This is a genomic window from Pseudophaeobacter sp. 1A09344 (assembly GCF_041008745.1).
In the GTDB taxonomy this organism is placed as follows: domain Bacteria; phylum Pseudomonadota; class Alphaproteobacteria; order Rhodobacterales; family Rhodobacteraceae; genus Phycobacter; species Phycobacter gallaeciensis_A.
In genome coordinates this window covers 1-24,680 of the sequence record NZ_JAXGFS010000002.1, presented here as the reverse complement: position 1 = coordinate 24,680, position 24,680 = coordinate 1, and the positions used below count along the sequence as shown (strand labels likewise).

The window sequence follows — 24,680 nt, the reverse complement described above, 5'->3', positions numbered from 1 at the left end:
TGGTGCGATGAGTATATTAGGAGAGTTGGTCGTGGTCTGCAAAAGGTTGCTTTGCTGCAGAAGTTGGGGTCGCCCAAGATTTGCGGAGTGGCTGTGCAGAGGAGAACTGCAGCCACCAAAAGAAAAGGCCCGCCAATCTGGCGGGCCTTTCCGTAACTCGTCTGGGCAAGCCGCTTACTGCGGGATATCGCCTTCGATGCCTTCCACAAAGAAGTTCATGCCGGCCAGGGTGCCGTCATCGGCGGTTTCACCCTCTGCCAGCCATGCCGAACCGTCCTGCTTGTTCAGCGGGCCGGTGAACGGGTGGTAGGAACCGTCCGCGATGGAGGCTTTCAGCGCCAGCGCGGCTTCTTTCACGTCGGCGGGAACCGCGTCGGAGATTTCACCGATGCCGACCATGCCCGGGCCGATGCCGTCCCAGGTGTCAACCGAGGTCCAGGTGCCGTCCATCACGGCCTTGGTACGGGCGATGTAATAGGGCGCCCAGTTGTCGATGATCGAGGAGACGCGCGGTTTCGGCGCATACTCGGCCATGTCGGACGCCTGACCAAAGGTGATCACGTTGCCTGCGGCCTGTGCGGCGGCCTGCGGTGCGGTGGAGTCGGTGTGCTGCAGGATCACGTCGGCGCCCTGTTCGATCAGAACCTTAGCGGCGTCGGCTTCTTTGGCCGGGTCGAACCAGGTGAAGGCCCAGACGATCTTGAAGGTGACGTCGGGGTTCACTTTCTTGGCGTGGATATAGGCAGAGTTGATGCCGCGGATCACTTCGGGGATCGGGTAGGAGCCGATGTAGCCGACGATGTTGCTCTCGGTCATGTTGCCCGCGATGGTGCCCTGAACGGCGCGGCCTTCATAGAAGCGTGCAGAATAGGTCGAGACGTTGTCGGCGCGCTTATAGCCGGTGGCGTGCTCGAACTTCACGTTCGGGAACTTCTTGGCGACGTTGATGGTCGGATCCATGTAGCCAAAGGAGGTGGTGAAGATCAGGTCGGCGCCCTGCAGCGCCATCTGGGTGATCACGCGCTCGGCGTCGGGGCCTTCGGCGACGTTTTCAACGTAGACGGTTTCGACCTTGTCGCCGAATTCTTCTTCCACGGCCAGACGGCCCTGATTGTGCTCATAGGTCCAGCCACCGTCACCGACGGGACCGACATAGACAAAGCCTACCTTGGTCTTGTCTTCGGCCATCGCGCCGGTCGCAAGGCCAAGCGCCATGGCGGCGCTGGTCAGAAGTGTCGTCAGTTTCATCAAAGGGATCCCCCGTGTTGTTTATAATATGCCCGGATGCCCGGGCAGGGTGTTTGGCCTGCCGTCAGATCCTAACGGGAGGCATGGAAATTGCGGCCAAGGGCAGCGGGTGCGCTGCTCTTATCCGCGGATAGAATGACAAGCACCACAATGGTGATCAGATAGGGCGACATTGCCAGATACTCGACCGGGATGGCAACGCCTGCTGCCTGAAGATTAAGCTGCACCACGGTAACACCGCCGAAAAGATAGGCGCCCAGCAGCACCCGCCAGGGTTTCCAGCTGGCAAAGACCACCAGCGCAAGGGCGATCCAGCCGATGCCGGCGGTCATGCCTTCGGTCCACTGGGGGACCCGGATCAGGCTGATATAGGCACCGCCCATGCCTGCGCAGGCGCCGCCGAACAGGATCGCCAGCACCCGGATGCGCAGCACCTTGTAGCCAAGCGCATGGGCCGCATCGTGGTTTTCCCCGACCGCGCGCAGGATCAGACCCACACGGGTGTATTTCAGTACCACCCAGACCACCGCTGTCAGGACAATGCCGAAATAGAGGATGATGTCATGGCCAAACAGGATCGGGCCGACAACGGGAAGATCGCTCAGCACCGGGATGTGGATGTCCTGCATCTGCGGCGGTTTGATGCCGACATAGCTTTGTCCCATCAGCGCCGAGATTCCGAGCCCGAAGAGCGTGAGTGACAGGCCCGATGCGACCTGGTTGGCCTTGGCAAACTGGGTGAGGATGGCGAAGAGGGTGGACAGCGTCGCCCCCGCCACTGCGGCGATGACAAAGCCGAAGAGCGGTGAGCCGCTTTCGACGGCGGTGGCAAAGCCGGCGATGGCGCCGGTGATCATCATGCCTTCGACGCCAAGGTTCAGAACGCCTGCCTTTTCCACCACCAGTTCGCCCACGGCGGCCAGCAGCAGCGGCGTAGCCGCCACCATGAGGGAGGCGATCAGCAGGACCGGGTTGATTGCGGATAGATCCATCTTACGCCACCTCCGGCTTGCCGATTGCGATACGGAAATTGGTGAGCAGGTCAAAGGCCAAGAGGAAGAAGAGTAGCATCCCCTGGAAGACCTGGATCGCTGCCGAGGGCAGGCCCATGTTCGATTGCGCGATATCGCCGCCAATATACGTCAGCGCCATCAGCCCTCCTGCCAGCAGGATCCCGACGGGATGCAGGCGACCAAGAAAGGCCACGATAATTGCGGTGAAGCCATAGCCTACGTTGAAATCGATCGAAACCTGACCCGACGGGCCGGAGACCTCGAACAGGCCCGCAAGGCCGGCCAGCATGCCGGAGGTGCCAAGGCAGAACAGCACCAGCCGCGCCGGGTTCACGCCGGCAAAACGCGCGGCGCGCGGGGCTTCGCCGGTCAGGCGGATCTGATAGCCCAGCATGTGCCGGTTCAGCAGCACATAGGCAAAGATCACCGCGATCAATGCTGCCACAACGCCCCAGTGCATACCGGTTCCGGCGATCAGATCGGCGTTATGGGCGCTTTCGTATTGCTGCAGGTTGCGGCTGCCCGGAAAGCCAAAGCCTTCGGGGTTCTTGAGCAATCCCAGCGACATGGAGGCAAGGAACTGCTCGGCCACATAGACCAGCATCAGGGAGACAAGGATTTCATTGGTGCCGAAGCGAACCTTCAGAAAGGCCGGAATCATCGCCCAGATCCAGCCGCCAAAGGCCCCTGCGAGGACCATAAGCGGGAAGATGTACCAGGCCTCGAGTGGGTAAAAGGCCAGCCCCATCCCGGCGCCGAACAGCGCGCCCATGATGTACTGCCCTTCGGCGCCGATGTTCCAGATCCCGGCGCGAAAGCCCAAGGACAGCCCGATGGCGATCAAGACCAGCGGCGCGCCTTTAATCAGCAACTGCGGGCGGTAGTAGAAGGCAAACTCGCCAAACAGCGGTTCCCAGAAGATGGTGCGGATCGCCTCGACCGGGTCCTTGCCCAGGATTGCGAACAACAGCCCGCCCGCGATCATCGTTGCGAGCACCGCCACCAGCGGCGTGGCCATCGACCAGGCGCGCGACGGCTGTGGCCGTTTCTCAAGCCGGATCATGCGTCGGCTCCTTCATTGATAGTCAAATACTGGCGGAGATCAGACATGCGCCACCTCCATGCCGTGGGCGCCGCCCATCATCAGGCCGATTTCATCCACTGTCAGCCCCGCAGCCGGGCGCGGGGCGCTCAGGCGGCCTTCGTTGAGAGCGGCGAAACTGTCGGAAATCTCCATCAACTCGTCCAGATCCTGACTGATGCAGATGACGGCGGTGCCACCTGCGGCCAGATCCAGCAGCGATTGTCGGATCGCGGCGGCGGCAGAGGCATCGACGCCCCATGTGGGCTGGTTCACCACCAGCACCTCGGGGCGTTGCAGCACCTCGCGGCCGATGACGAATTTCTGCAGGTTGCCCCCGGACAGGGAGCGCGCCGCGTTTTCCGGTCCCGGCGTGCGCACGTCGAATTCGGAAATCACGCGTTTGGCAAACGCCTTGGCGGCGGGCCAATTGAGGAAACCGCGGCTGACCAGGCCTTCGCGCACGGCGGCGGTCAGCATGGCATTTTCCGTGAGGCTCATGTCCGGCGCTGCCGCATGGCCAAGGCGTTCTTCGGGGGCCGACAGTAGCCCAAGGCGGCGCCGCGCAACCGGACCCAGCTTGCCGATGGGCTTCCCGTGAAGTTTCACAGCATCCGGAACCGACAGGGTCTCGCCCGACAGAACTGCAAGGAGTTCATCCTGCCCGTTGCCGGCCACACCGCCGATGCCAAGGATCTCCCCCTTGCGCACGCTCAGGTGGACATTTTTCAGCGCGGTGCCAAAGGCCGAAGGTGCGGGAACCGACAAGCCGCTGATGTCCATCGCCACGTCGCCCAGATCCCGGCCAGCGCGTTCCGGGGTCTTGAGAGCGGTACCCACCATCATCTCGGCCATGTCGCGGGCCGAGGTTTCGGATGGGGTGCATTCGCCGACATTCTTGCCCAGCCGCAGGATGGTGGCGTGATCGCACAGGGTGCGGATCTCTTCCAGCTTGTGACTGATATAAAGGATCGAGGTGCCTTCGCTGCGCAGTTTCTGCAGGGTCTCGAACAGGATCTCGACCTCCTGCGGGGTCAGCACCGAGGTTGGCTCGTCCATAATCAGCAGTTTCGGGTCCTGCAGCAGGCAGCGGATGATCTCGACCCGCTGGCGTTCCCCGGCAGAGAGATCGCCCACGGTGCGGAATGGATCGAGCGGCAGACCATAGGTTTCAGAGACTTCGCGGATGCGGCTGGCCAGATCGCGCAGCGGCGGCGGGTTTTCCATGCCAAGGGCGATGTTTTCCGCCACGTTCAACGCATCGAACAGGGAAAAATGCTGGAATACCATGGCGATGCCATCGGCGCGGGCGGCGCGAGGCTCGGCCGGGGCAAAGGGCGCTCCGCGCAGCAGCATCTGGCCGCTGTCCGGCTTCACCAGCCCGTAGATCATTTTCACAAGGGTGGATTTGCCGGCGCCGTTTTCACCCAGAAGGGCGTGGACCTCGCCTTCGCCGATGTCGAAGGACACCTGATCGTTGGCAACGACGCCCGGGTAGGCCTTGGTCAGGCCCTGGAGGCTCAGAAGGGGTACAGTCACGCGTGCCGGTCCTTTCTTAGTTCCTGTTCTGCGCTGCCTCTTGCATCCAGCGCCAGCAGCTGCGCCGTCACACCGACCGCGATTGCCTGCGGGTGCTTGCCCAGGGCCGGATCCCCAATTGGGCAGGTGATCCGGTCGATCCGCGCGGGGGCGTGGCCTAGGGCAGCAAGCCGGGAACGGAAGCGCGCCCATTTGGTCGCGGAGCCGATCAGCCCGGCAAAGGCAAAGTCATGTTTCAGCAGGGCGTGGCATAGCGCCAGATCCAGCTCATGGGAATAGGTCAGAACCAGATGTCGGGCAGTTGACGGCGCGTGAGCCACCAAAAGCGACGGATTTTCAGCCCATACGGGGGTTATGGTGTCCGAAATATGCTCAGGAAACCGGTTTCGGGCGGTGTCGACCCAGGTGATGTCGTGATCGGGCAGGGGCGCCAGAACATCGACCAGCGCGCGCCCGACATGGCCCGCGCCCCAGATCCACAGCGGGTGCTCTGGCTGGTGCCTGGCTTCGATCATCCAGCCATCGATCAACTGTGGGGCCGGGCGCTGGCCCTGATTGCGCTGCCGGGTCAGCAGACGCCGCACCGTGAGCGGCATCGGGCTGTCCTGTCCCGCAGGACGCGCGATCACCTCGGTGTCGAGGCGTTCTAGGTCATCCGCCTGATAGACTTCGCTCAGCAGCGTTACCGATCCGCCGCAGCACTGGCCCAGATCGGGGCCAAGCGCGTGGGTGCTGAGAACCGATGCCCGGTCCTGCACGACGGCCTTTTGCGCTGCTTCATATTCAAGCGCTCCGCCGCCGATGGTGCCGGACTGGGCAAAACCGTCCTCTGTGCGCCAGACCAGCATGGCGGCGCCCACTTCGCGCGGGGAGGAGCCGCGGATGGCGGCGATCAATACGCGGGTGACACGACCGTGTGCTGTTACTGCGGCCTTGAGCCCGTCCAGATCAACCCCCATCACTGGTCCTCCGCGCCGCGCGCCAGATCTCTTCGGCGGTGGCCGGTGCATCAAGGGCAGGATAGGTCGCGCCAAAGGCGGACACCGCATCCGACAGCGCCAGCCAAGCCGAAATCCCCAGCATGAAGGGCGGCTCGCCCACTGCCTTGGATCGGTAGATGGTCTCTTCGCGGTTCTGCCCGTCATAAAGCGCCACGTTGAAGACATCCGGGCGGTCAGAGCAGGCGGGGATCTTGTAGGTCGAAGGCGCATGGGTGCGCAGAGCGCCCTTGTCGTCCCAGACCAATTCCTCGGTGGTGAGCCATCCGGCGCCCTGCACATAGCCGCCTTCGACCTGGCCGATGTCCAGCGCCGGGTTCAGCGAGGCGCCTGCGTCATGCAGGATATCGGCGCGCAAGATGCGGTTTTCGCCAGTCAGCCGGTCCACCACAACCTCGGTCAGGGCGGCGCCATAGGCAAAGTAGAAGAAGGGGCGTCCCTGTCCCTTGATCCGGTCCCATTCCAGTTTTGGGGTCTTGTAGAAGCCGGTCGACGACAGGCTGATCCGCCCCTCGTAGCATAGTTTCGCCGCCGCATCGAAGCTGAGCTCCAGAGCGTCGCCGATCCGAACCACGCCATCTGCAAAGACCACATCCGCAGGCGCTGCCTGATGCAGGTTGGCCAGATGTTCGGCCATGCGGGCACGGATGGTGTCGCAGGCGGCCTTGACAGCCATCCCGTTGAGGTCAGACCCGGAAGAGGCCGCCGTGGCGGAGGTATTGGGCACCTTGGCGGTGTCGGTGGCGGTGATCTTCACCTTCTCCAGTGGGATGCCAAACCGGCTGGCGGCCACCTGCGCGACCTTCTGGAACAATCCCTGTCCCATCTCGGTGCCGCCGTGGTTCAGGTGGACCGAGCCATCCTGATAGACATGAACCAGTGCCCCGGCCTGATTGAGGTGGGTCAGGGTGAAGGAAATACCGAATTTGACCGGAGAGAAGGCAAGCCCCCGTTTGAGGTGTGTCTGCCTCTGGTTCCAGTCGGCGATTTCTGCCTTGCGGGCGGCATAATCCGCGCTCTCCAGCAATTGCGCGGTCATCTCGTGCAATTCGAAATCGCTGACCTCCATGCCATAGGGGGTCGTGTTGTCGCCCGTGGCGGTGCCGGGAGCGGCGTAGTAGTTGCGTTGCCGCAATTCGACCGGGTCCAGCTTCAGATCATGGGCGATATGATCCATCACCCGTTCGATCCCGACCATGCCCTGAGGGCCGCCAAAGCCGCGATAGGCGGTGGCGCTTTGCCGGTTGGTCTTGAGGCGATGACTTTCGATGCGGATCGCGGGGATCGCATAAGCGTTGTCAGCGTGCAGCATGGCGCGGTCGGCAACCGGCAGCGACAGATCCTGCGCCCAGCCGCAATCCGCCAGATGGTTGAACTCCACCCCCATCAGGCGGCCGTCCGTGTCAAAACCCGCCCGGTAGGAAATGCGGAATGCATGACGTTTGCCGGTGATGACCATGTCGTCATCGCGGTCATAACGCATCTTGCACGGGCGCCCGGTGTGGCGCGCGGCCACGGCGCAGGCGACGGCCAGCGCGTTGCCCTGGCTTTCCTTGCCGCCAAAACCGCCACCCATGCGCCGGGTTTCCACCCGCACCGCATGCATTGGCAGGCCGATGGCCTCGGCCACCTTGTGCTGGATCTCGGTCGGGTGCTGGGTCGATGAATTGACCAGCATGCCGCCATCCTCTTGTGGCTGGGCCAGCGCGGCCTGGCCTTCCAGATAGAAATGTTCCTGCCCGCCAAGGTCAAAGCTGCCTTCGACCATGCGCGGGGCGGCGGCGATGGCTGCGGCGGCATCGCCCTTTTGATAGATGCGCGGGCCTTCCTCGAAACGGCTGTCGGCGGCCAATGCGGCCTCCAGCGTCAGCAGGGGTGTTTCCTCGGCGTAGTCTATCATGGCCTTGCGGGCGGCGATGCGCGCGGCCCGGTGGCTGGTTGCCACCACCAGAAACACCGGCTGTCCGACATAGTTGACCGCGCCGGATGTCAGTAGTGGCTCATCATGGTTCGATGGGGAGACATCATTGTCAAAGGGCAGATCACCGGCGCTCAGCACCGCGACCACGCCGGAGCTTTGGCGGGCGGGCTCCAGGTCCATCTTGGTGATGCGCCCCTTGGCGATGGGCGACAAGCCGAAGGCCAGATGTAGGGTGCCGCGCGGCGTCGGGGTGTCGTCCACATAGCGGGCGGCGCCGGTCACATGCAGGCGGGCGGCGTCGTGGGGCAGGGGTTTTGCAACGCTCATTGGCCCACCTCCAGCACGCTGACGGTTTCGCCCGCTAGATCCGCGAAACAGCGTTGCAGCATGTTGCGGGCGCAGTCGAGGCGGTATTCATCCGAGGCGCGCATGTCCCGCATCGGGGTGAAGTCCTTGTCGAATTCCGCTTGGGCAAGGGCAATGGTTGCCGGTGTCCAGGGTTGCCCGATAAGAGCGGCCTCAACATTGGACGCGCGCTTGGGAATGCCTGCCATGCCGCCAAAGGCGATGCGCGCCGCACGCACGATGCCATCTTCGACCGTGACATTGAAAGCGCCGAGCACGGCCGAGATGTCCTGGTCAAAGCGTTTGGAGAGCTTATAGACGCGCAGGGTATCGGGCCGACGCGGGAAAGAAACCGCCTCGACGAATTCGCCCGGCTGACGGTCCTGTTTGCCGTATTCAAGGAAGAAGTCTTCAAGCGGCAGATCGCGCCGGGTGTCGCCCTTGCGAAGATGCAGCGTGGCGCCAAGCGCGATGAGCGCGGGCGGGTTGTCCCCGATGGGGGAGCCATTGGCGATATTGCCGCCGACCGTGGCAGCCGCGCGCACCTGCTGCGAGGCATAGCGACGGATCATCTCGGCATAGGACGGGTGCAGCGGGGCGATGGCGGCCCGCATCCGGTTCATGTCGACCATGGCGCCGATGCGCACGGTCTCTTCGCTGATCTCGATCTGTTTCAGGTCGGTGCAGCGGTCTAGGAAAATCATGTGCTCCAGATCGCGCAGGCCCTTGGTCACCCAGAGACCGACATCCGTCGCCCCGGCCACCAGCGTTGCCTCGGGGTTAGCGGCGAAGAGCGCGGCGAGATCGTCGGATGAAGTCGGCATGTTATCAAGGGGTGTGGCCGCAGGTGGGGCCTCGGATGCGATCCAGTCGGGCACTGGCTGGTCGGCTGCCGCCTTGGCCGCGCGGATGATGGGCGCATAGCCGGTGCAGCGGCACAGGTTTCCGGCCAATTGGTCGTCGAAATCGTGGGCGCCGTTCTTGTGTGCGGTGACCATCGACATGACGAAGCCGGGGGTGCAGAACCCGCACTGGCTGCCGTGATGTTTGATCATTGCGTCCTGGACCGGGTGCAGGCTGCCGTCCGGCCCGGCAGCGCCTTCGACGGTGCGCACCGATTTGCCGTTCAGCTGTGGCAGGAACAGAATGCAGGCATTCAGCGGCTTTGCGCCCTGTTCATCGGTCACCATCACCGTGCAGGCGCCGCAGTCGCCCTCGTTGCAGCCTTCCTTGGTGCCGGTCAGGCCGCGCTCTTCGCGCAGCCAATCGAGCAGCGTCGCCGACGAATTCGCATCGCTCAGCGTTACCTCCTCACCGTTCAGATGAAAGGTGATTGTCATCTTGTGAAACCCGTCGCCTTACCCTGTTTTCCCGTACTGCCAACCCTTCGATGCGACGTAGAAGAGCCAGCGGGATATATGCATGCTTGTTAAGCATAGCCTAGAAAGCCCAAGCGGATTCTGGCAAGAAAAAGCGACACTACGGGCGGCAAAAGCTTTTGGCCGTGAAATCGTCCGGTCGAATGATTTCCATTTGTTATTAGTGCGGTAGCGGGAATTTGAGAGCGCTGGCTTGCCGCGCCTGTTGAAAACACTTTCAAAAAGAGGCGAAGAATACAGCCCATTATTCAGGCGAAAAGACAGAATCTGCGGTGACAGGCGGCAGCGCGCAAACTGCCGGGCGCGGCACGAATGCGCTTTTCTCCTGCGCGTGGGATCGGATAGCTTGCAGCCATGACCAACGCTCCCCGATTCATTCACCTGCGCACCCACACCGAATACTCTTTGCTGGAGGGGGCGCTGCGGCTGAAGAAGCTGCCGGACCTGTGCAAGGCAAACGATATGCCTGCCATTGCGGTGACGGATACCAACGCGATGTTTTCCGCGCTGGAGTTCTCGGTCACCCTGTCCGGCGCCGGGATCCAGCCCATCATCGGCTGTCAGGTGGATCTGACTTTCGAGAAGACCGAACCGGGAGAGCGCCCCAAGGCGCCGGCCCCCATCGTTTTGCTGGCCCAGAACGAGGAGGGGTACGAGCATCTGATGAAGCTGTCCTCCTGTCTTTACGTGGACAAGGGTGGGCAGCTGCCGCAGGTCACGCTGGAGGATCTGGAGGTCAACTCGGCGGGTCTGATCTGTCTGTCCGGCGGGCCGGACGGGCCGGTGGGACAGCTTTTGCAGCAGGGACAGCGCCCAGCGGCCGAAGCGCTGATGCAGCGGTTGAAGGCGATCTACCCGGATCGGCTGTATGTAGAATTGCAGCGCCATCCGGGCGAGGACGGGCAGCCCGATGCGGAAAAGCTGACCGAACGCGGCCATGTGGAAATGGCCTATGCGATGGAACTGCCGCTGGTCGCCACCAATGACGTCTATTTCCCCAAGACCGAGATGTATGAGGCGCATGATGCCATGATCTGCATCGCGGAAGGCGCCTATGTGGACCAGTCCGAGCCGCGCCGCCGCCTGACCGCACAGCATTATTTCAAAAGCCAGCAGGAGATGGTGACGCTGTTTGCCGATCTGCCGGAGGCGGTCGAGAACACGGTGGAAATCGCCAAACGTTGCGCTTTCATGGCCTATCGGCGCGACCCGATCCTACCGAAATTTGCCGATGACGAGGTGCAGGAGCTCAGGCGACAAGCGAACGAGGGCCTGCAGAACCGGCTTGCGGTGATCCCGCATGCGGTTAGCGTCGAGGAATACCAGAAACGGCTCGATTTCGAGTTGGACATCATCGAGGGTATGGGTTTCCCCGGTTACTTCCTGATCGTTGCGGACTTCATCAAATGGTCCAAGGACAACAATATCCCTGTCGGGCCTGGCCGTGGCTCGGGTGCGGGCTCACTGGTGGCCTATGCGCTGACCATCACCGACCTTGACCCGCTGCGCTATAGCCTGCTGTTCGAACGCTTCCTCAACCCGGAACGGGTGTCGATGCCCGACTTCGACATCGACTTTTGTATGGACCGGCGTGAAGAGACGATCCGCTACGTGCAGCAAAAATATGGCCGCGACAAAGTAGGCCAGATCATCACCTTCGGTGCATTGCTATCCAAGGCGGCGGTGCGCGATATCGGGCGTGTCTTGCAGATGCCCTATGGCCAGGTGGACCGCCTGTCCAAGATGATCCCGGTGGAAGGGGTGAAACCTGTCTCCATCGAAAAGGCCTTGCAGGACGAACCTCGCTTGAAGGAAGAAGCCCGCAATGAGCCTGTGGTGGACCGGCTTCTGACATACGGTCAACAGGTCGAAGGTCTGCTCAGGAATGCCTCGACCCACGCGGCGGGGGTGGTGATTGGCGACCGGCCACTGGATGCGCTGGTGCCGCTTTATCAGGATCCGCGGTCGGACATGCCTGCGACCCAGTTCAACATGAAATGGGTGGAGCAGGCCGGTCTGGTGAAATTCGACTTTCTGGGCCTGAAGACGCTGACCGTCATTCAAAACGCGGTGGACCTGATCAACCAGTCGGGACGCGATCTGCACATCGCTGCCGATGGTACCCAGCTTTATGAGCCGCCCGAAGGCGCGGTGAACGAGATCAACGCCATCCCGCTTGATGACGAGGCCTCTTACAAGCTTTATTCTTCGGCCAAGACGGTTGCCGTGTTCCAGGTGGAATCCACCGGCATGATGGATGCGCTGAAGCGCATGAAGCCGAACTGCATCGAGGATATCGTTGCGCTGGTGGCGCTCTATCGTCCCGGTCCGATGGAGAATATTCCAACCTATTGCGAGGTGAAGAACGGCCAGCGCAAGATCACCTCGGTACATCCGCTGATCGACCATATCCTTGAGGAAACCCAAGGCATCATCGTCTATCAGGAGCAGGTGATGCAGATCGCCCAGGTCATGGCGGGCTATTCGCTTGGCGGCGCGGACCTCTTGCGCCGCGCCATGGGTAAGAAGATCAAGGAGGCGATGGATGCCGAGCGCCCGAAATTCGAGAAGGGCGCGGCGGAGAATGGCGTCGACAAGAAGAAAGCCTCGGAGGTTTTCGACCTTCTGGAAAAATTCGCCAACTACGGTTTCAACAAATCGCACGCGGCTGCCTATGCGGTGGTGTCTTACCAGACCGCCTGGCTGAAGGCGAACCACCCGGTCGAGTTCATGGCCGGTGTCATGAACTGCGATATTCACCTCACGGATAAGCTGGCGATCTATTTCGAAGAGGTTCGAAAGGGGCTGAGCCTGCCCTACGTGCCGCCTTGCGTGAACCGGTCAGAGGCGACGTTCAACGTGGTGAACGGCGAACTGGTCTATGCGCTGGGCGCGCTCAAGAACGTCGGCGTCGATGTCATGCGGCTGGTGACAGCGGCGCGGCGCGAGGATGGCACGGAACGGCCCTTTGTCAGCATTTTCGACTTTGCCCGCCGGGTGAATTTGAAAAAGGTGGGCAAGCGCCCGCTGGAAATGCTGGTGCGGGCCGGAGCCTTTGACCAGCTCGACAGCAACCGCCGACGCCTGTTCGAAAGCCTCGAGGGGCTGGTCAATTATTCTGCCGCGATCCACGAACAGAAGAATTCAAATCAGGTCTCGCTCTTTGGTGAGGCGGGCGACGATCTGCCCGAGCCGCGCCTTGCTGGCACCCCGGACTGGCTGCCTGCCGAACGGCTGGGCGAGGAATTCAAGGCGATCGGTTTCTACCTGTCCGGTCACCCGCTGGACGATTACATGCCCGCCCTGAAACGCAAGGACGTGATGACCCTGGATGAGGTCACCGCCAAGGCCGAGCGCGGTCCCTTCATGGCCAAGATGGCCGGGGTTGTCGCCGGGCGGCAGGAGCGCAAATCGGCGCGCGGCAACCGGTTTGCCTTTGCCCAGCTCAGCGATACCAGCGGCGCCTATGAGGTGACCCTGTTCTCCGAAGTTCTGGAAAAATCGCGCGAGTTCCTTGAGACCGGTGCCAAGGTGGTGATCACCGCCGAGGCGACCATGGAAAGCGACCAGCTGAAACTGTTGGTGCGCTCGGTCGGGCCAGTGGATGCGGCCATTGCCGATGCCGGAAAAAGCTCGCTCAGGGTCTATGTCAGTGATGCCAGCGCCATCGGCACTGTGGCCCGCGTGCTGGAGGATGCAAAATCCGCCGCCCGCAACGCCAGCCGGGGCGAGGTGCTGATGTATCTGCAGGATCCCGGTCTTCCGGGCGATGTGGAAATGGATCTGGGGCAGATCTTTCCGATCAACCCGCAGATCAAGGGCGCGCTGAAGTCGCTGGAAGGTGTTTTGGACGTCGAGGAAATCTAACCCCAGACCCGGCGGGAAACCACCGCGCCGGGATGTGGGGAGGGAACCGTTAAAGCTTTAGATAAACGTCTTCTTCTTGCTGAACGTGTTTTTAGGATAACTGGCATAGTCAAAGGGAAACCTTTTGCACTAGGGCTGCTTCGTGTCATTGTTTTTCGCCAGATTGAAAGACTACTGGGTCTACCTGCTGATCTGTGCAGGGACGATGGTAACCTTTGTGATCAGCGTTGAAATCGATGCATTTGATACCTTCTACGAGTATAGTCGCGCGCATGAGGACTGGGAGCTGGACGAGATCGCCATTCTGGTGCTCAACCTGGCCTTCGGGTCGTTTGTTGCGCTGATCGTAAGGTCCCGCCAGTTGGCCCGCGTTGCAGGGGAACGGGACCGGGCCGAGAAAGAGGCGCAGCAGTTCGCGTGGCATGATCCCCTGACGGGCCTGCCGAACCGGCGTGCGTTCGTCGATCACCTGGCTACGCTCGACAGTGCAGACGGGGCATCGGGCGGGGTTGTGCTGATGCTGGATCTTGATCGGTTCAAGGCGGTCAATGACATCCACGGACATGCCTATGGCGATCTGGTCCTGATGGAGTGTGCAGCGCGGCTGAGGGCAGAACTCACTGCGGATGATCTTGTCGCGCGTCTGGGCGGAGATGAATTTGCAATCGCGCTGGATCCAGAGACCACCGCGACGCGCGCTGAAAGCGTCGCCCGGCGTTTGCTGACTGCGATTTCACAGCCGATTCTTGTGGATGGTATCCGGCTGTCCGTCGGCACCAGTGTCGGACTGGCCTTGCTGACACCCCGGCATAAGGCGTCAGACGCCCTGCAATACGCGGATCAGGCGCTCTATTCGGCCAAGAAAGGCGGCCGTGGGCAATTTGCCTGGTTCGACGCAGAGTTGGAACAGGAGGCGCGGGAGCGGCGCGCATTGGAGCTGGATCTGAAAGAGGCCGTAGCGAATGACGAAATCGCACCCTTCTTTCAGCCCGTCTTTGACATTGCCACCGACAGGCTGCGCGGCTTTGAGGTGCTTGCGCGCTGGACCCACGCCACCCGCGGCGTGGTGCCGCCCGATCTTTTCATTGAAATCGCCGAGGATGTCGGGCTGATTGCCCCGCTGGGCTGGAGCGTCCTGCGCCAGGCCTGCCTTGTGGCGCGCAGCTGGGATCCGCGGGTGCGGCTGGCGGTGAATGTATCGCCGACCCAGTTCCGCGACGGTCATCTGGTCGAGCGGATGAAAGAGGTGTTCGAGGAAACGGGCTTTGATCCCCGTCGGTTGGAAATCGAGCTGACGGAAACCGCAATCATGTCGGATTTTGCCATGGCGCAATCCACTCTAAGACAGCTGCATGCACTGGGCGTCACAGTGGCGCTGGATGATTTCGGGGCGGGGTTCTCGTCGCTGTCAAACCTGCGGCAATTGCCGTTCGACAGTATCAAGATCGATGGCAGCTTCATTTCCGACATCAAGGATCGGCCCGAAAACCAGCGAATCGTGTCGGGGATCCTGGCCCTGGCGCATGGGCTGGATCTGGAAGTGACGGCGGAAGGAGTGGAAACCGATGCGGATTTCGACTTCTTGCAGTCGGTGAAATGCGAAATGGGGCAAGGGTATCATTTCGCCCGCCCCATGTCGGGGGAAGACGTGGCTTGGATGCTGGAAACAAAGTGGTCATCGCTGCGGCGCATGCGCTCCAGTTCTGATCCGGAGCAGGACCGGTTCTCCAAGGCAGGTTAGCGCCGCGTGCCTGAAACGCCGCAGCGGCGGGGCGGAAACGGGTGACCGTGGCCGGGGAAGGGGCTTTCCAGCCTTGCCTGCAATCCTATAGCAGCTCAGTAATGCGGCGGCCGCTCATCTCCGAAAATCACCCCGCCGGTACCTTCCTGTGATCGGGTTGCCTCGCGTTCGAACAGCATCTGAACCCGGTGGGTTAGGCGATCCAGTTCGGTTTGCTGACGGGCGATCACATCGCTCAGCTCGTCAACGGTGCGGGTAAGATGCGCGATCTGTTCTTCCAGGTGCTGCATGATGTGTCTCCTTGGCTGCGCAACGTCATACGCGTGCCGGGCTTGCCGGTCCATGGGGGAAACGCCAACCTGCTACCGCGGTTGGCCGACGGGAGACGGCCGACAGGCACAGGATCGACAGGGGGGATGCGCCATGACAATCAGCAGTGAAACACAGGATGGGGTCACCACTATTTCCATCTGTCGCCCCGAGGTGCGCAATGCGGTGGATCCGGATACGGCCCGCGCGCTGTTCGAGGCGTTTCTGGCGTTTGACGCTGATTCCGATGCACGTGTTGCGGTGCTGACGGGGCAGGGCGGTTATTTCTGCGCCGGGTTTGATCTGAAGTCCGCTGGATCGGGCGCTGCGGATGCCTGGATCGCCGGGCTGGATATTCCTGAAGGGTGGTCTGATCCCATGGCCGATCCGCTGCCCGGACCGATGGGACCCTCGCGGCTGATGCTGCGCAAACCGGTGATCGCCGCCATCGAAGGCCCTGCCGTCGCCGGGGGGCTGGAACTTGCCGCCTGGTGCGATCTGCGCGTGATGGCTGACGACGCGACCGCAGGTGTATTCTGCCGCCGCTGGGGGGTGCCGCTGATCGATGGCGGCACGGTGCGCCTGCCGCGCATTCTGGGGCAGGGACGCGCAAATGATCTGATCCTGACCGGACGCCCGGTGCAGGCATCGGAAGCGCTGTCGATGGGGTTGGCAAGTCGGGTCTGCGCACCGGGGGCCGCCCTGAAGGTGGCGCAGGCGCTGGCCGCCGATCTGGTGCGCTATCCGCAGGCCTGCATGCTGGCCGATCACCTCTCCGCCCGTATGGCACCGGGGGAACTGGCGGCGGCACTGAAACGCGAATGGCAATCGCGCGCCAGTTTCGTGGCCGAAGGGCGCGACGGTGCGGCGCGCTTTGCCGCAGGGAAGGGTCGTGGCGGAGACTTTGCCAGTATCTGACAGGCTGTCGTACTCAATCGCAGCTGAGGCGCAAAGGCCGCGACATTGCCTTCGCGCGTATCGTTACCTTGCCGTTGTTACATGCATCGGCTAGACCCCGCGGCACGTATCAGACCAACGACACCCGTGAGGAGGCCACAATGGCCAAAGTCAAGAAACAACCCCGCCCCAAGGCCATCACGCCCAAGGGTTTCCGCGATTATTTCGGCGCCGAGGTCACCCAGCGCACCGAGATGCTGCATGCGATCGCCGGGGTTTACCATCGATACGGGTTTGATGCGCTGGAATCCTCGGCCGTGGAAACGGTGGAGGCGCTGGGCAAGTTCCTGCCGGATGTGGACCGCCCGAACGAGGGTGTCTTTGCCTGGCAGGAGACAGACGAAAGCGGCCAGGGCGACTGGATGGCGCTGCGCTATGATCTGACGGCGCCGCTGGCGCGGGTCTATGCCCAGCACCGCAACGATCTGCCCACCCCCTATCGCCGCTACGCGATGGGGCCGGTCTGGCGCAACGAAAAGCCGGGACCGGGCCGCTATCGCCAGTTCTACCAATGCGATGCCGATACCGTCGGCACCGCCTCGATGGCGGCGGACGCCGAAATCTGCGCCATGCTGTCTGACACGCTCGAAACCGTCGGCATTCCGCGTGGCGACTATCTGGTGCGAGTCAACAACCGCAAGGTTCTGAACGGTGTGCTTGAGGCCATGGGACTTGAGGAAGGCGCTGCCTCCCGCGATGACGTGCTGCGTACCATCGACAAGTTCGACAAGGTCGGCGAAGAGGGCGTGCGCCAGCTGCTGACCAAGGGACGGCTTGATGCCTCCGGTGCCTATATCGACGGTGTCGGCCTTAGCGAAGAACAGGCCGCGCCGGTTCTTGCCTTCCTGACCTCCAAGGCTGCCGACACCGCTGGAACGCTGGAAAACCTGCGCGCTGCTGTGGGCGACAGCAAGATCGGCGCCGAAGGCATTGCCGAGCTGGAGCAGATTGGCGCGTTGCTGGCGGCGGGTGGCTATGGCCCCGACCGGATCGAGATCGACCCCTCGGTGGTGCGCGGTCTTGGCTATTACACCGGTCCGGTGTTCGAGGCCGAGCTGACCTTTGAAATCCTTGATGAAAAGGGCCGCAAGCGGCAGTTCGGCTCGGTTGCGGGCGGCGGTCGTTATGACGGGCTGGTGAAACGCTTCACCGGGCAGGAAGTGCCGGCCGTTGGGGTCTCCATCGGTGTCGACCGTCTGCTGGCGGCGCTGCGCGAAAAGGGACGTCTTGCCACCCAGCCGACCGGGCCCGTGGTGGTCACCGTGATGGACCGCGACCGCATGGCCGATTATCAGGCGATGGTAACCGAACTGCGCAACGCAGGCATCCGGGCCGAGGTCTATCTGGGCAATCCCAAGAATTTCGGCAACCAGCTGAAATACGCGGACAAACGCCATTCCCCCGTCGCCGTGATCGAAGGTGGCGACGAAAAGGAAAACGGTGTGGTGCAGATCAAGGACCTGATCCTTGGGGCAAAGATTGCCGAAAACGCCACGCTGGAAGAATGGAAAGAACGGCCCAGCCAGTTCGAAGTGCCGCGCACGGATCTTGTCGCGAAGGTGCGCGAGATCCTCGAAAGTCAGGGATAGTCCGATGCCCACACGTTCAGAAATATTGGCCCGCGCCGCACGGTTGCGGATGAATTTCGAGGCGGCCGGTGCCCAGGCAGTCGAGCCGCCGCTGTTGCAGCCTGCTGAAACGCTGCTGGATCTTTACGGCGAGGACATCCGCGCCCGCGCCTATATCACCTCGGATGCGCTGCGCGGCGAACAGATGCTGCGCCCCGATTTCACCGTGCCCGTCGTGCAGATGCATATGCGCCAAGGCGCCGATCCGGCCCGCTATACCTACTCGGGCGAGGTGTTTCGCCGTCAGGAACATGACCCGGACCGCGCCAATGAATATGTGCAGGTCGGCTATGAGGTCTTTGACCGCGCCGATCCCGCCGGGGCGGATGCTGAGGTTTTTGCCCTGATCGCCCTGCAGCTCCGGGGCCTGCCGCTGCGCGCCGCGACTGGCGATATCGGCATCCTGATGGCTGCGGTAGAGGGGCTCAACACCACCGACAAGCGTAAATCCGCGCTGATGCGGCATATCTGGCGGCCGCGCCGGTTCCGCAGTCTGCTGGAACGCTATGCCGGGCGGGGCACCGTGCCGGAAAGCCGTAAGAAGCTCTTGTCCACCGAAGGTTCCTTGAGCGGATCCGCCCCCGCGATTGGCAAACGCCGCGCCGCCGAGGTTGACGCACGGGTTGAGCTGCTGCGCGCCGATGCCGCCATGCCGCCGATTTCCGAGCATGAGCTGTTGGCGTTGGAAGCGCTGATGGCCGTGCGCGAAACTATCCCCTATGCCATCGAGCAGATGCGCGATATCGCGGTGGATCTGCCACAGATCCTGCCCGCGCTGGACCGGCTGGAGGCGCGCAGCGCCGCGATGAAGGCGCGTGGCATCGATGTCGACAGCCTTGATTTCGAAGCCTCCTACGGGCGCACCTCGATGGAATATTACGACGGCTTCGTCTTTGGCTTTTATGCCGAAACCCAGCCCGGACTGCCGCCGGTGGCCAGTGGCGGACGCTACGATGCGCTGACCCGGCAGTTGGGGCAGGGCGATGAAATCCCGGCGGTTGGCGGGGTATTGCGCCCTGATCTGATGCTGATGCTCGAGGAGGCGCAGTCATGAGCCTGAAGCTTGGCGTGCCGTCCAAGGGGCGGCTGATGGAAAAGACCTTTGACTGGTTTGCGAAACGCGGCGTGACCCTGTCGCGCACCGGGTCAGAGCGTGAATATGCCGGGGCAATCGAAGGCGTGCCGGGGATGGAACTGGTGCTGCTGTCCGCCGGAGAGATCCCGCGCGAACTGGCGGCGGGGCGGATTCACCTTGGGGTGACGGGCACCGATCTGGTGCAGGAAAAACTGCCCCGCTGGGAACAGCAGGTCGAAGAGCTGGAGCCATTGGGGTTCGGGTTTGCCGATCTGGTGCTGGCGGTGCCGCAGTTCTGGATCGACGTGGATACGCTTGATGATCTGGACGCGGTTGCGGCGGCGTTTCGCCAGGCCCATGGGCACCGGCTGCGGATTGCCACGAAATACCACCGGCTGGTGCGTGAATTCCTGACCGAGGCCGGTGTAGCCGATTACCAGCTGGTCGACAGCCAAGGTGCCACCGAAGGTACGGTGAAGAACGAGACCGCTGAAATGGTCGCCGATATCACCTCGACCGGAGAAACCCTGAGGGCCAACCACCTGAAGCTGCTGAGCGATGGTTTGGTGCTGAAGTCCCAGGCCACTCTGTGGCGCAGCCGCGAGGCAAAATACAGCGCCGATGAAAAGGCCGCGCTGAATACCCTGTTGGACATGATTGGATAAACTCTCACGTCGGCCTGCGGCTCCCGTATTTGCGGGGGCCGGGTTCCGCGGCAGGGCGCGTTACAGGACGCCGATCTCCGCCAGCGCTTGCGACAATTCGGCGGGCAGGGGCTGTTCCTCTTCGCGCCCGTCGGGCAGGTCTGCGGGGCTGTCCTCGGGCTTCAGATAGCGCCAGCCCTGAAAGGGACGTTTGGGCGCGGTGTTGGTGCGATGCAGGTCGCGGTCCAGCACGATAGCGCAGCGGCGAATTCCGTCCTCGCCGGTGACTTCATCCAGTCGCAGAATGCGCTGGCGGCATTGGATCAGTCCCTTGATCACCCAGAAGATCGAGCCGCCATTCAGCAGCTCGGCCTCGCGTTTCGGCCACATGCGGGTCACGTGGCGGGGCAGGCCTTCGGGCAGCGTCTGGCGGTACTGCTCCTGCCAGGCCTGAAGGGTTTCCACACTTTCGGTTCCGACCGAGAGTTTGACCAGATTGATGTGTTTTTCCAAGGTCGTCCCCCAAGTGCCCAGTCATAGTGTCCGGGTTCGTTATCCTAGGCCTTTTGCCGCGCACGGCAAGCGACTGCAAATCGCTTTTGCGTGGGAGACACCTGCGCTGCTGTCGTGTGCAGGTCCGGGCGAGGCGTTCGAAAATTCTCCCGCAGTTATCCACAGGCTGCCCACAGGTTTCTCCCCGTGGGCAACAGCATCTAGTGTTTCGCTTGGGGATAGGTGTCAATATGTGGTAGGGTCAAGGGTAAAAATCTATGTCGAAATCGTAAATTTGCGTTGAGGCTTCTCTAAACCGTGTAGTATCGAGAGCGCCACGCCGTAACGACCAGCCACGAGGGATTCGCTGTATGAGCCGCTTTGCCGCCCCCATTGCCGAGCAGATCTGGGACATGAAATACCGCTTTAAACAGGCGGATGGGACCCCGATTGACGTCACTGTCGAAGACAGCTGGCGCCGGATTGCGCGCGATCTGGCACGGGCCGAGGACAAGCCCGATGTCTGGGAGGAAAAGTTCTTCGAGGCGCTGGAGGATTTCAAATACCTGCCCGCAGGCCGCATCACCGCAGGGGCGGGGACCGCGCGTCAGGTGACCCTGTTCAACTGTTTTGTGATGGGCACAGTGCCCGACAGCATGGCGGGTATCTTCGACATGCTGAAAGAAGCGGCCCTGACCATGCAGCAGGGCGGCGGCATCGGCTATGACTTCTCGACCATCCGCCCGCGCGGCGCCGACGTAAAAGGGGTGGCAGCAGATGCATCCGGCCCCCTGTCCTTCATGGATGTCTGGGACGCCATGTGCCGCACCATCATGTCCGCAGGCTCGCGCCGCGGCGCCATGATGGCGACCATGCGCTGCGATCACCCGGATATCGAACAGTTCATCACCGCCAAATCCGACCCGGCGCGGCTGCGTATGTTCAACATGTCCGTTCTGGTCACCGATGACTTCATGGATGCGGTCAAGGCAGACGGCTCCTGGGATCTGGTCTTTGGCGACAAGGTCTATCACACGGTCGAGGCACGTGATCTGTGGAACAAGATTATGCAGGCGACCTATGACTATGCCGAACCGGGCGTGATCTTCATCGACCGGATCAACAAGGCCAACAACCTCTCCTATGTCGAGGAAATCTGCGCCACCAACCCCTGCGGCGAGCAGCCCCTGCCACCCTATGGCGCATGCCTTCTGGGCTCGATCAACATGGCGCGGCTGGTGTCGAACCCGTTTGAAACCGATGCCGAGTTGAACCTTGATGCGATGCAGGAACTCGTCGCCACCGCGGTGCGGATGATGGACAACGTCGTTGATGTCTCCAAATTCCCGCTGGAGGCGCAGGCGGCCGAAGCCCAGAACAAGCGCCGGATCGGCCTCGGCGTCACCGGGCTCGCCGATGCACTGCTGATGCTGGGTCTGCGCTATGGCTCGGACGAAGCGGCGCGTCAGACCGACGAATGGCTGCACCAGATCGCCCGCGCCGCCTATCTGGCCTCGGTGGACCTGGCCAAGGAAAAAGGCTCCTTCCCGCTGTTCGATGCGGAGAAATATCTGGCCTCGGGCAATATGATGAATATGGACGAGGACGTGCGCGAGGCGATCCGTGAACATGGCATCCGCAACGCGCTGCTGACCTCGATCGCACCCACCGGCACCATCAGCCTTTATGCGGGCAATGTCTCTTCGGGGATCGAGCCGGTCTTTGCCTATGCCTATACCCGCAAGGTGTTGCAAAAGGACGGCTCGCGCACCGAAGAGGAAGTTGTGGACTATGCCGTCAAGATGTATCGCGACAAGTTCGGCGCCGATGCGGAACTGCCCGACTATTTCGTCAACGCCCAGACCCTGGCGCCTGCGGATCACGTCAAGATGCAGGCAGCGGCGCAGAAGTGGATCGACAGTTCCATTTCCAAGACCATCAACTGCCCGGAAGACATCTCATTCGATGACTTCAAGGATGTCTACATGCAGGCCTGGGACCAGGGCTGCAAGGGCTGCACCACCTACCGCCCCAATGATGTCACCGGATCGGTTCTGTCGGTCAGCGAAAGCGCCGATACTGCGCCGGGTGAAACTGCGGATGCACCGCACGAAAGCGACACGGAGAACGGCGCAGAAGTGGTCTATATGTCCGAGCCGCTGGACCGTCCGCAAAGCCTGGAAGGCCATACCTACAAGCTTAAATGGCCCGACAGCGAGCACGCGATCTACCTGACCATCAACGACATCATCATTGGAGGCCACCGTCGCCCGTTCGAGGTCTTCATCAACTCCAAGAACATGGAGCATTACGCCTGGACGCTGGCGCTGACGCGGATGATCTCGGCCGTGTTCCGCCGTGGTGGCAACGTATCCTTCGTGGTGGAGGAACTGAAAGCCGTCTTTGACCCACGTGGGGGGGCCTGGGTGCAGGGCAAATATATCCCCTCGATCCTGGCGGCCATCGGCGGCGTGATCGAAACCCACATGGTAGCAACCGGGTTCCTCGAAGGGGAGGGGATGGGGCTGAAGTCGGATCCTAAGGCGGAAGTCGTCACTCTGAATACCCCGCGCGGCAAGGCCTGCCCAAGCTGCGGCCAGTTTGAAATGCAGATGGTCGAAGGCTGCATGACCTGCCGCAGCTGTGGCCATTCTAAATGCGGCTGAGCGTGGGGTAACCAAAATGTAGCTGAAAGCTATTCTTGGCCATTTTCCATAGGTTTTTGGCCATTTTGAAAGCAATTGCAGGCCACTTGGAATTCTCTTGGTAGTCTGTTCTTTCTGCGGTGAAGGTGGTTTCGGCAGGCGGATTTTCAAGCGGGGTGTGAAAGAACCGCGCTTCAATACGCGCAGCATTGCAGGGGGACACTCTCGGTACGTGTCAGTGAGGCTCTGGGTGACGTGGAATGGTAGTGTGGACTACGAACCGCGTCGTGGAAGCCTGCAGGGCGCGAGGCGGATAGGCAACGAAAGAGGGCCACGGCATTGCCGCGGCCCTCTATGTGGACTGTTTGAAGTTGCTCGCCCGTGTTTTACGGGGGACACCGTTTGAGCAGAAACTGGTCTGCGCGCAGGGTGTTAGGCACAGGCAAAAAAACGAGGTTCCCCATCGGAAACACCCTCACGGAAGACGTCCGAGGGCAGCTCGAGCCGCAATTTGATCGCTCACTGGCCAGGCGTGGCCCCGCACTGCGTTCAGGCAGTCGATCAAAACTTCGACTGTGCGCCCGATTTCCGTCCCGCCAACGCGGAATGCATCACCTTCTTCAGTATGATGCACCACCGGTGCACCGCCGACATCTCTGAGCAAAACCTCGAGCCGTTGCACCAGATCATCCACGTTATCGAGTTCGTGGGGCATAAACAGTTCATCGACGGACAACTTGCAGATGCCTTCGATTGCAAAACGAAGCGAACGTGGAAGAGCCTCGCGTGCGGGGGGGAGCGCAGTACGCAGCCGTCGCTGGCACGAGATTGCTTTGGCAGCAGACTGTTCGATATCGACATGGTCGGGCTTCAAAAACATTGTGCTTCTCCTCTTTGCGGTGCCAGCTAGATCCGGCACGTCAAGCTGGCGCGCTGCGGCGCCAGGTAATCTTGGGCGTCGTTTGCCGACGCTCAGGACCGCGCTTCACGGAGGCCGTCGAGCAATAGGCATATTTCGTCGACGGCTGGGTCCATGGGATCAATTAAGGCGAAATGTTCCGCTTCGACCCGGTCGGGATCATGAACATGCTCGAGGCTAAGGAGGTCCTCGAGTGCATCCAGTTCGCGGCAAATTCGCGGGGTCGAGGACGACGCAAGGCACAGGTCATCGATGAGGCGCTGAGCGCGCCCTTCGGCGGCGCGCCCACCCAGAAGCGCTGCCGCAGAGCAGATAGCCGAGGCATTGGCAAGGATATAGGGGGTGTGGAACGGTGCGGAAAGGAAGTCACGAGGCAAGAGCCATCTCCTTTTTATGTGCCGACCCAAAGCGGCCAGCGTCAAGATCCCCACGCCGCAGTTGGCGTTTCAACAAAGAGATTGGCTGTTTATGGAGAAGCCGAAGGAGATTTTTTCGGAAATTTACCGTGACGGTTTGATCTAGATCTGACCAGGCAGAAGGATATGCGAATTATTTTTTGTAAGAAGGGCGGAAAACGGAAGTTCGCTGCGAGTGCGAATGCGCCCCCAGACCCACTGTAGAAGCAGACACTCAGCGAGTGCTTTTCCGCTCTGCGTCGGCATGATCGCCTGTCAAGGCGGCAAGCAGCAGTCTGCTGCAAGCCGCGTTGGAACTACAAAGCTCGAAACGGGACGTTGAATGCCGCCGATCGGTAGATCCGAAAGTTGGCGTCGTGAAGGATGGTTGCAGATCACTCTAAAGGCGTGACCTGCTCCCCTTTGAGTCCGCGGTTGTTAGTTCGCTCTGTTCAGTGTTTGGTCCTCTATTGACCGTTGGTGA

18 protein-coding genes are annotated in these 24,680 nt (G+C 61.7%); 7 read left to right on the top strand and 11 right to left on the bottom strand.

Annotation, left to right across the window (positions count from 1 at the left end):
• Positions 1–174: 174 nt before the first annotated feature.
• The 7 genes from SM765_RS03300 to xdhA all read right to left on the bottom strand — a co-directional run bounded on the left by SM765_RS03300 (position 175) and on the right by xdhA (position 9,485).
• The gene (locus SM765_RS03300; RefSeq protein WP_065271094.1) at positions 175–1,248 is read right to left on the bottom strand and encodes a BMP family ABC transporter substrate-binding protein; all 1,074 of its coding nucleotides are present in this window, start codon (positions 1,246–1,248) and stop codon (positions 175–177) included.
• A 71-nt stretch (positions 1,249–1,319) separates the two neighbouring features.
• Positions 1,320–2,240, bottom strand: coding sequence for an ABC transporter permease (locus SM765_RS03295; protein ID WP_274832287.1), 921 nt, complete (start codon positions 2,238–2,240; stop codon positions 1,320–1,322).
• 1 nt (position 2,241) lies between these two features.
• Positions 2,242–3,324 carry an ABC transporter permease gene (locus SM765_RS03290; RefSeq protein WP_274837480.1) on the bottom strand — a complete coding sequence of 361 codons (1,083 nt, stop codon included), beginning with the start codon at positions 3,322–3,324 and terminating at the stop codon, positions 2,242–2,244.
• A 39-nt stretch (positions 3,325–3,363) separates the two neighbouring features.
• On the bottom strand, positions 3,364–4,881 hold the full coding sequence (locus SM765_RS03285; protein ID WP_065271091.1) for an ABC transporter ATP-binding protein: 1,518 nt from the start codon (positions 4,879–4,881) through the stop codon (positions 3,364–3,366).
• A complete protein-coding gene (xdhC, locus tag SM765_RS03280; RefSeq protein ID WP_274837481.1) occupies positions 4,878–5,840 on the bottom strand; it encodes a xanthine dehydrogenase accessory protein XdhC in 963 nt (320 codons plus the stop codon). Before xdhC ends, SM765_RS03285 begins: the two co-directional genes overlap by 4 nt.
• Entirely contained in the window at positions 5,830–8,127 is a 2,298-nt protein-coding gene (gene xdhB / locus SM765_RS03275) for a xanthine dehydrogenase molybdopterin binding subunit (RefSeq protein WP_274837482.1), read from the bottom strand. The genes xdhC and xdhB overlap by 11 nt, the downstream gene beginning before the upstream one ends.
• Complete coding sequence (gene xdhA / locus SM765_RS03270) at positions 8,124–9,485, bottom strand: xanthine dehydrogenase small subunit (RefSeq protein ID WP_274837483.1); 1,362 nt, start codon at positions 9,483–9,485, stop codon at positions 8,124–8,126. Before xdhA ends, xdhB begins: the two co-directional genes overlap by 4 nt.
• Positions 9,486–9,878: 393 nt before the next feature.
• Between xdhA and dnaE the strand changes: the two genes are divergently transcribed.
• Positions 9,879–13,391 carry a DNA polymerase III subunit alpha gene (gene dnaE / locus SM765_RS03265; protein ID WP_274832291.1) on the top strand — a complete coding sequence of 1,171 codons (3,513 nt, stop codon included), beginning with the start codon at positions 9,879–9,881 and terminating at the stop codon, positions 13,389–13,391.
• A gap of 142 nt (positions 13,392–13,533) precedes the next feature.
• Positions 13,534–15,132, top strand: a complete 1,599-nt coding sequence (locus SM765_RS03260) for a putative bifunctional diguanylate cyclase/phosphodiesterase (protein WP_274836266.1) — start codon at positions 13,534–13,536, stop codon at positions 15,130–15,132.
• A gap of 95 nt (positions 15,133–15,227) precedes the next feature.
• On the opposite strand, the gene SM765_RS03255 is transcribed toward SM765_RS03260, so the two are convergent.
• A complete protein-coding gene (locus SM765_RS03255) occupies positions 15,228–15,422 on the bottom strand; it encodes a SlyX family protein (RefSeq protein ID WP_065271085.1) in 195 nt (64 codons plus the stop codon).
• Between the two features lie 133 nt (positions 15,423–15,555).
• On the opposite strand from SM765_RS03255, the gene SM765_RS03250 reads away from it, so the two are divergent.
• From SM765_RS03250 to hisG, 4 genes are all read left to right on the top strand, one after another.
• Positions 15,556–16,359, top strand: a complete 804-nt coding sequence (locus tag SM765_RS03250) for a crotonase/enoyl-CoA hydratase family protein (protein ID WP_274836265.1) — start codon at positions 15,556–15,558, stop codon at positions 16,357–16,359.
• Positions 16,360–16,499: 140 nt separating this feature from the next.
• Entirely contained in the window at positions 16,500–17,987 is a 1,488-nt protein-coding gene (gene hisS / locus SM765_RS03245; RefSeq protein WP_065271083.1) for a histidine--tRNA ligase, read from the top strand.
• A gap of 4 nt (positions 17,988–17,991) precedes the next feature.
• The gene (locus SM765_RS03240; RefSeq protein ID WP_274837484.1) at positions 17,992–19,080 is read left to right on the top strand and encodes an ATP phosphoribosyltransferase regulatory subunit; all 1,089 of its coding nucleotides are present in this window, start codon (positions 17,992–17,994) and stop codon (positions 19,078–19,080) included.
• Positions 19,077–19,766: an ATP phosphoribosyltransferase gene (gene hisG / locus SM765_RS03235; protein WP_274836264.1), complete on the top strand. Its 690-nt coding sequence runs from the start codon at positions 19,077–19,079 to the stop codon at positions 19,764–19,766. The genes SM765_RS03240 and hisG overlap by 4 nt, the downstream gene beginning before the upstream one ends.
• A 60-nt stretch (positions 19,767–19,826) precedes the next feature.
• Here the strand turns inward: hisG and SM765_RS03230 are convergent, their stop codons facing one another.
• Positions 19,827–20,258 (bottom strand): DUF1489 family protein, encoded by a 432-nt coding sequence (locus SM765_RS03230; protein WP_274837485.1) that lies wholly within the window; start codon positions 20,256–20,258, stop codon positions 19,827–19,829.
• Between the two features lie 350 nt (positions 20,259–20,608).
• Here SM765_RS03230 and SM765_RS03225 point away from each other — a divergent pair, with 350 nt between their 5' ends.
• Positions 20,609–22,903, top strand: coding sequence for an adenosylcobalamin-dependent ribonucleoside-diphosphate reductase (locus SM765_RS03225; RefSeq protein ID WP_274837486.1), 2,295 nt, complete (start codon positions 20,609–20,611; stop codon positions 22,901–22,903).
• 454 nt (positions 22,904–23,357) lie between these two features.
• Here the strand turns inward: SM765_RS03225 and SM765_RS03220 are convergent, their stop codons facing one another.
• Positions 23,358–23,762 (bottom strand): hypothetical protein, encoded by a 405-nt coding sequence (locus SM765_RS03220; RefSeq protein ID WP_274837487.1) that lies wholly within the window; start codon positions 23,760–23,762, stop codon positions 23,358–23,360.
• Between the two features lie 92 nt (positions 23,763–23,854).
• A complete protein-coding gene (locus SM765_RS03215; protein WP_274837488.1) occupies positions 23,855–24,178 on the bottom strand; it encodes a hypothetical protein in 324 nt (107 codons plus the stop codon).
• Positions 24,179–24,680 lie beyond the last annotated feature (502 nt).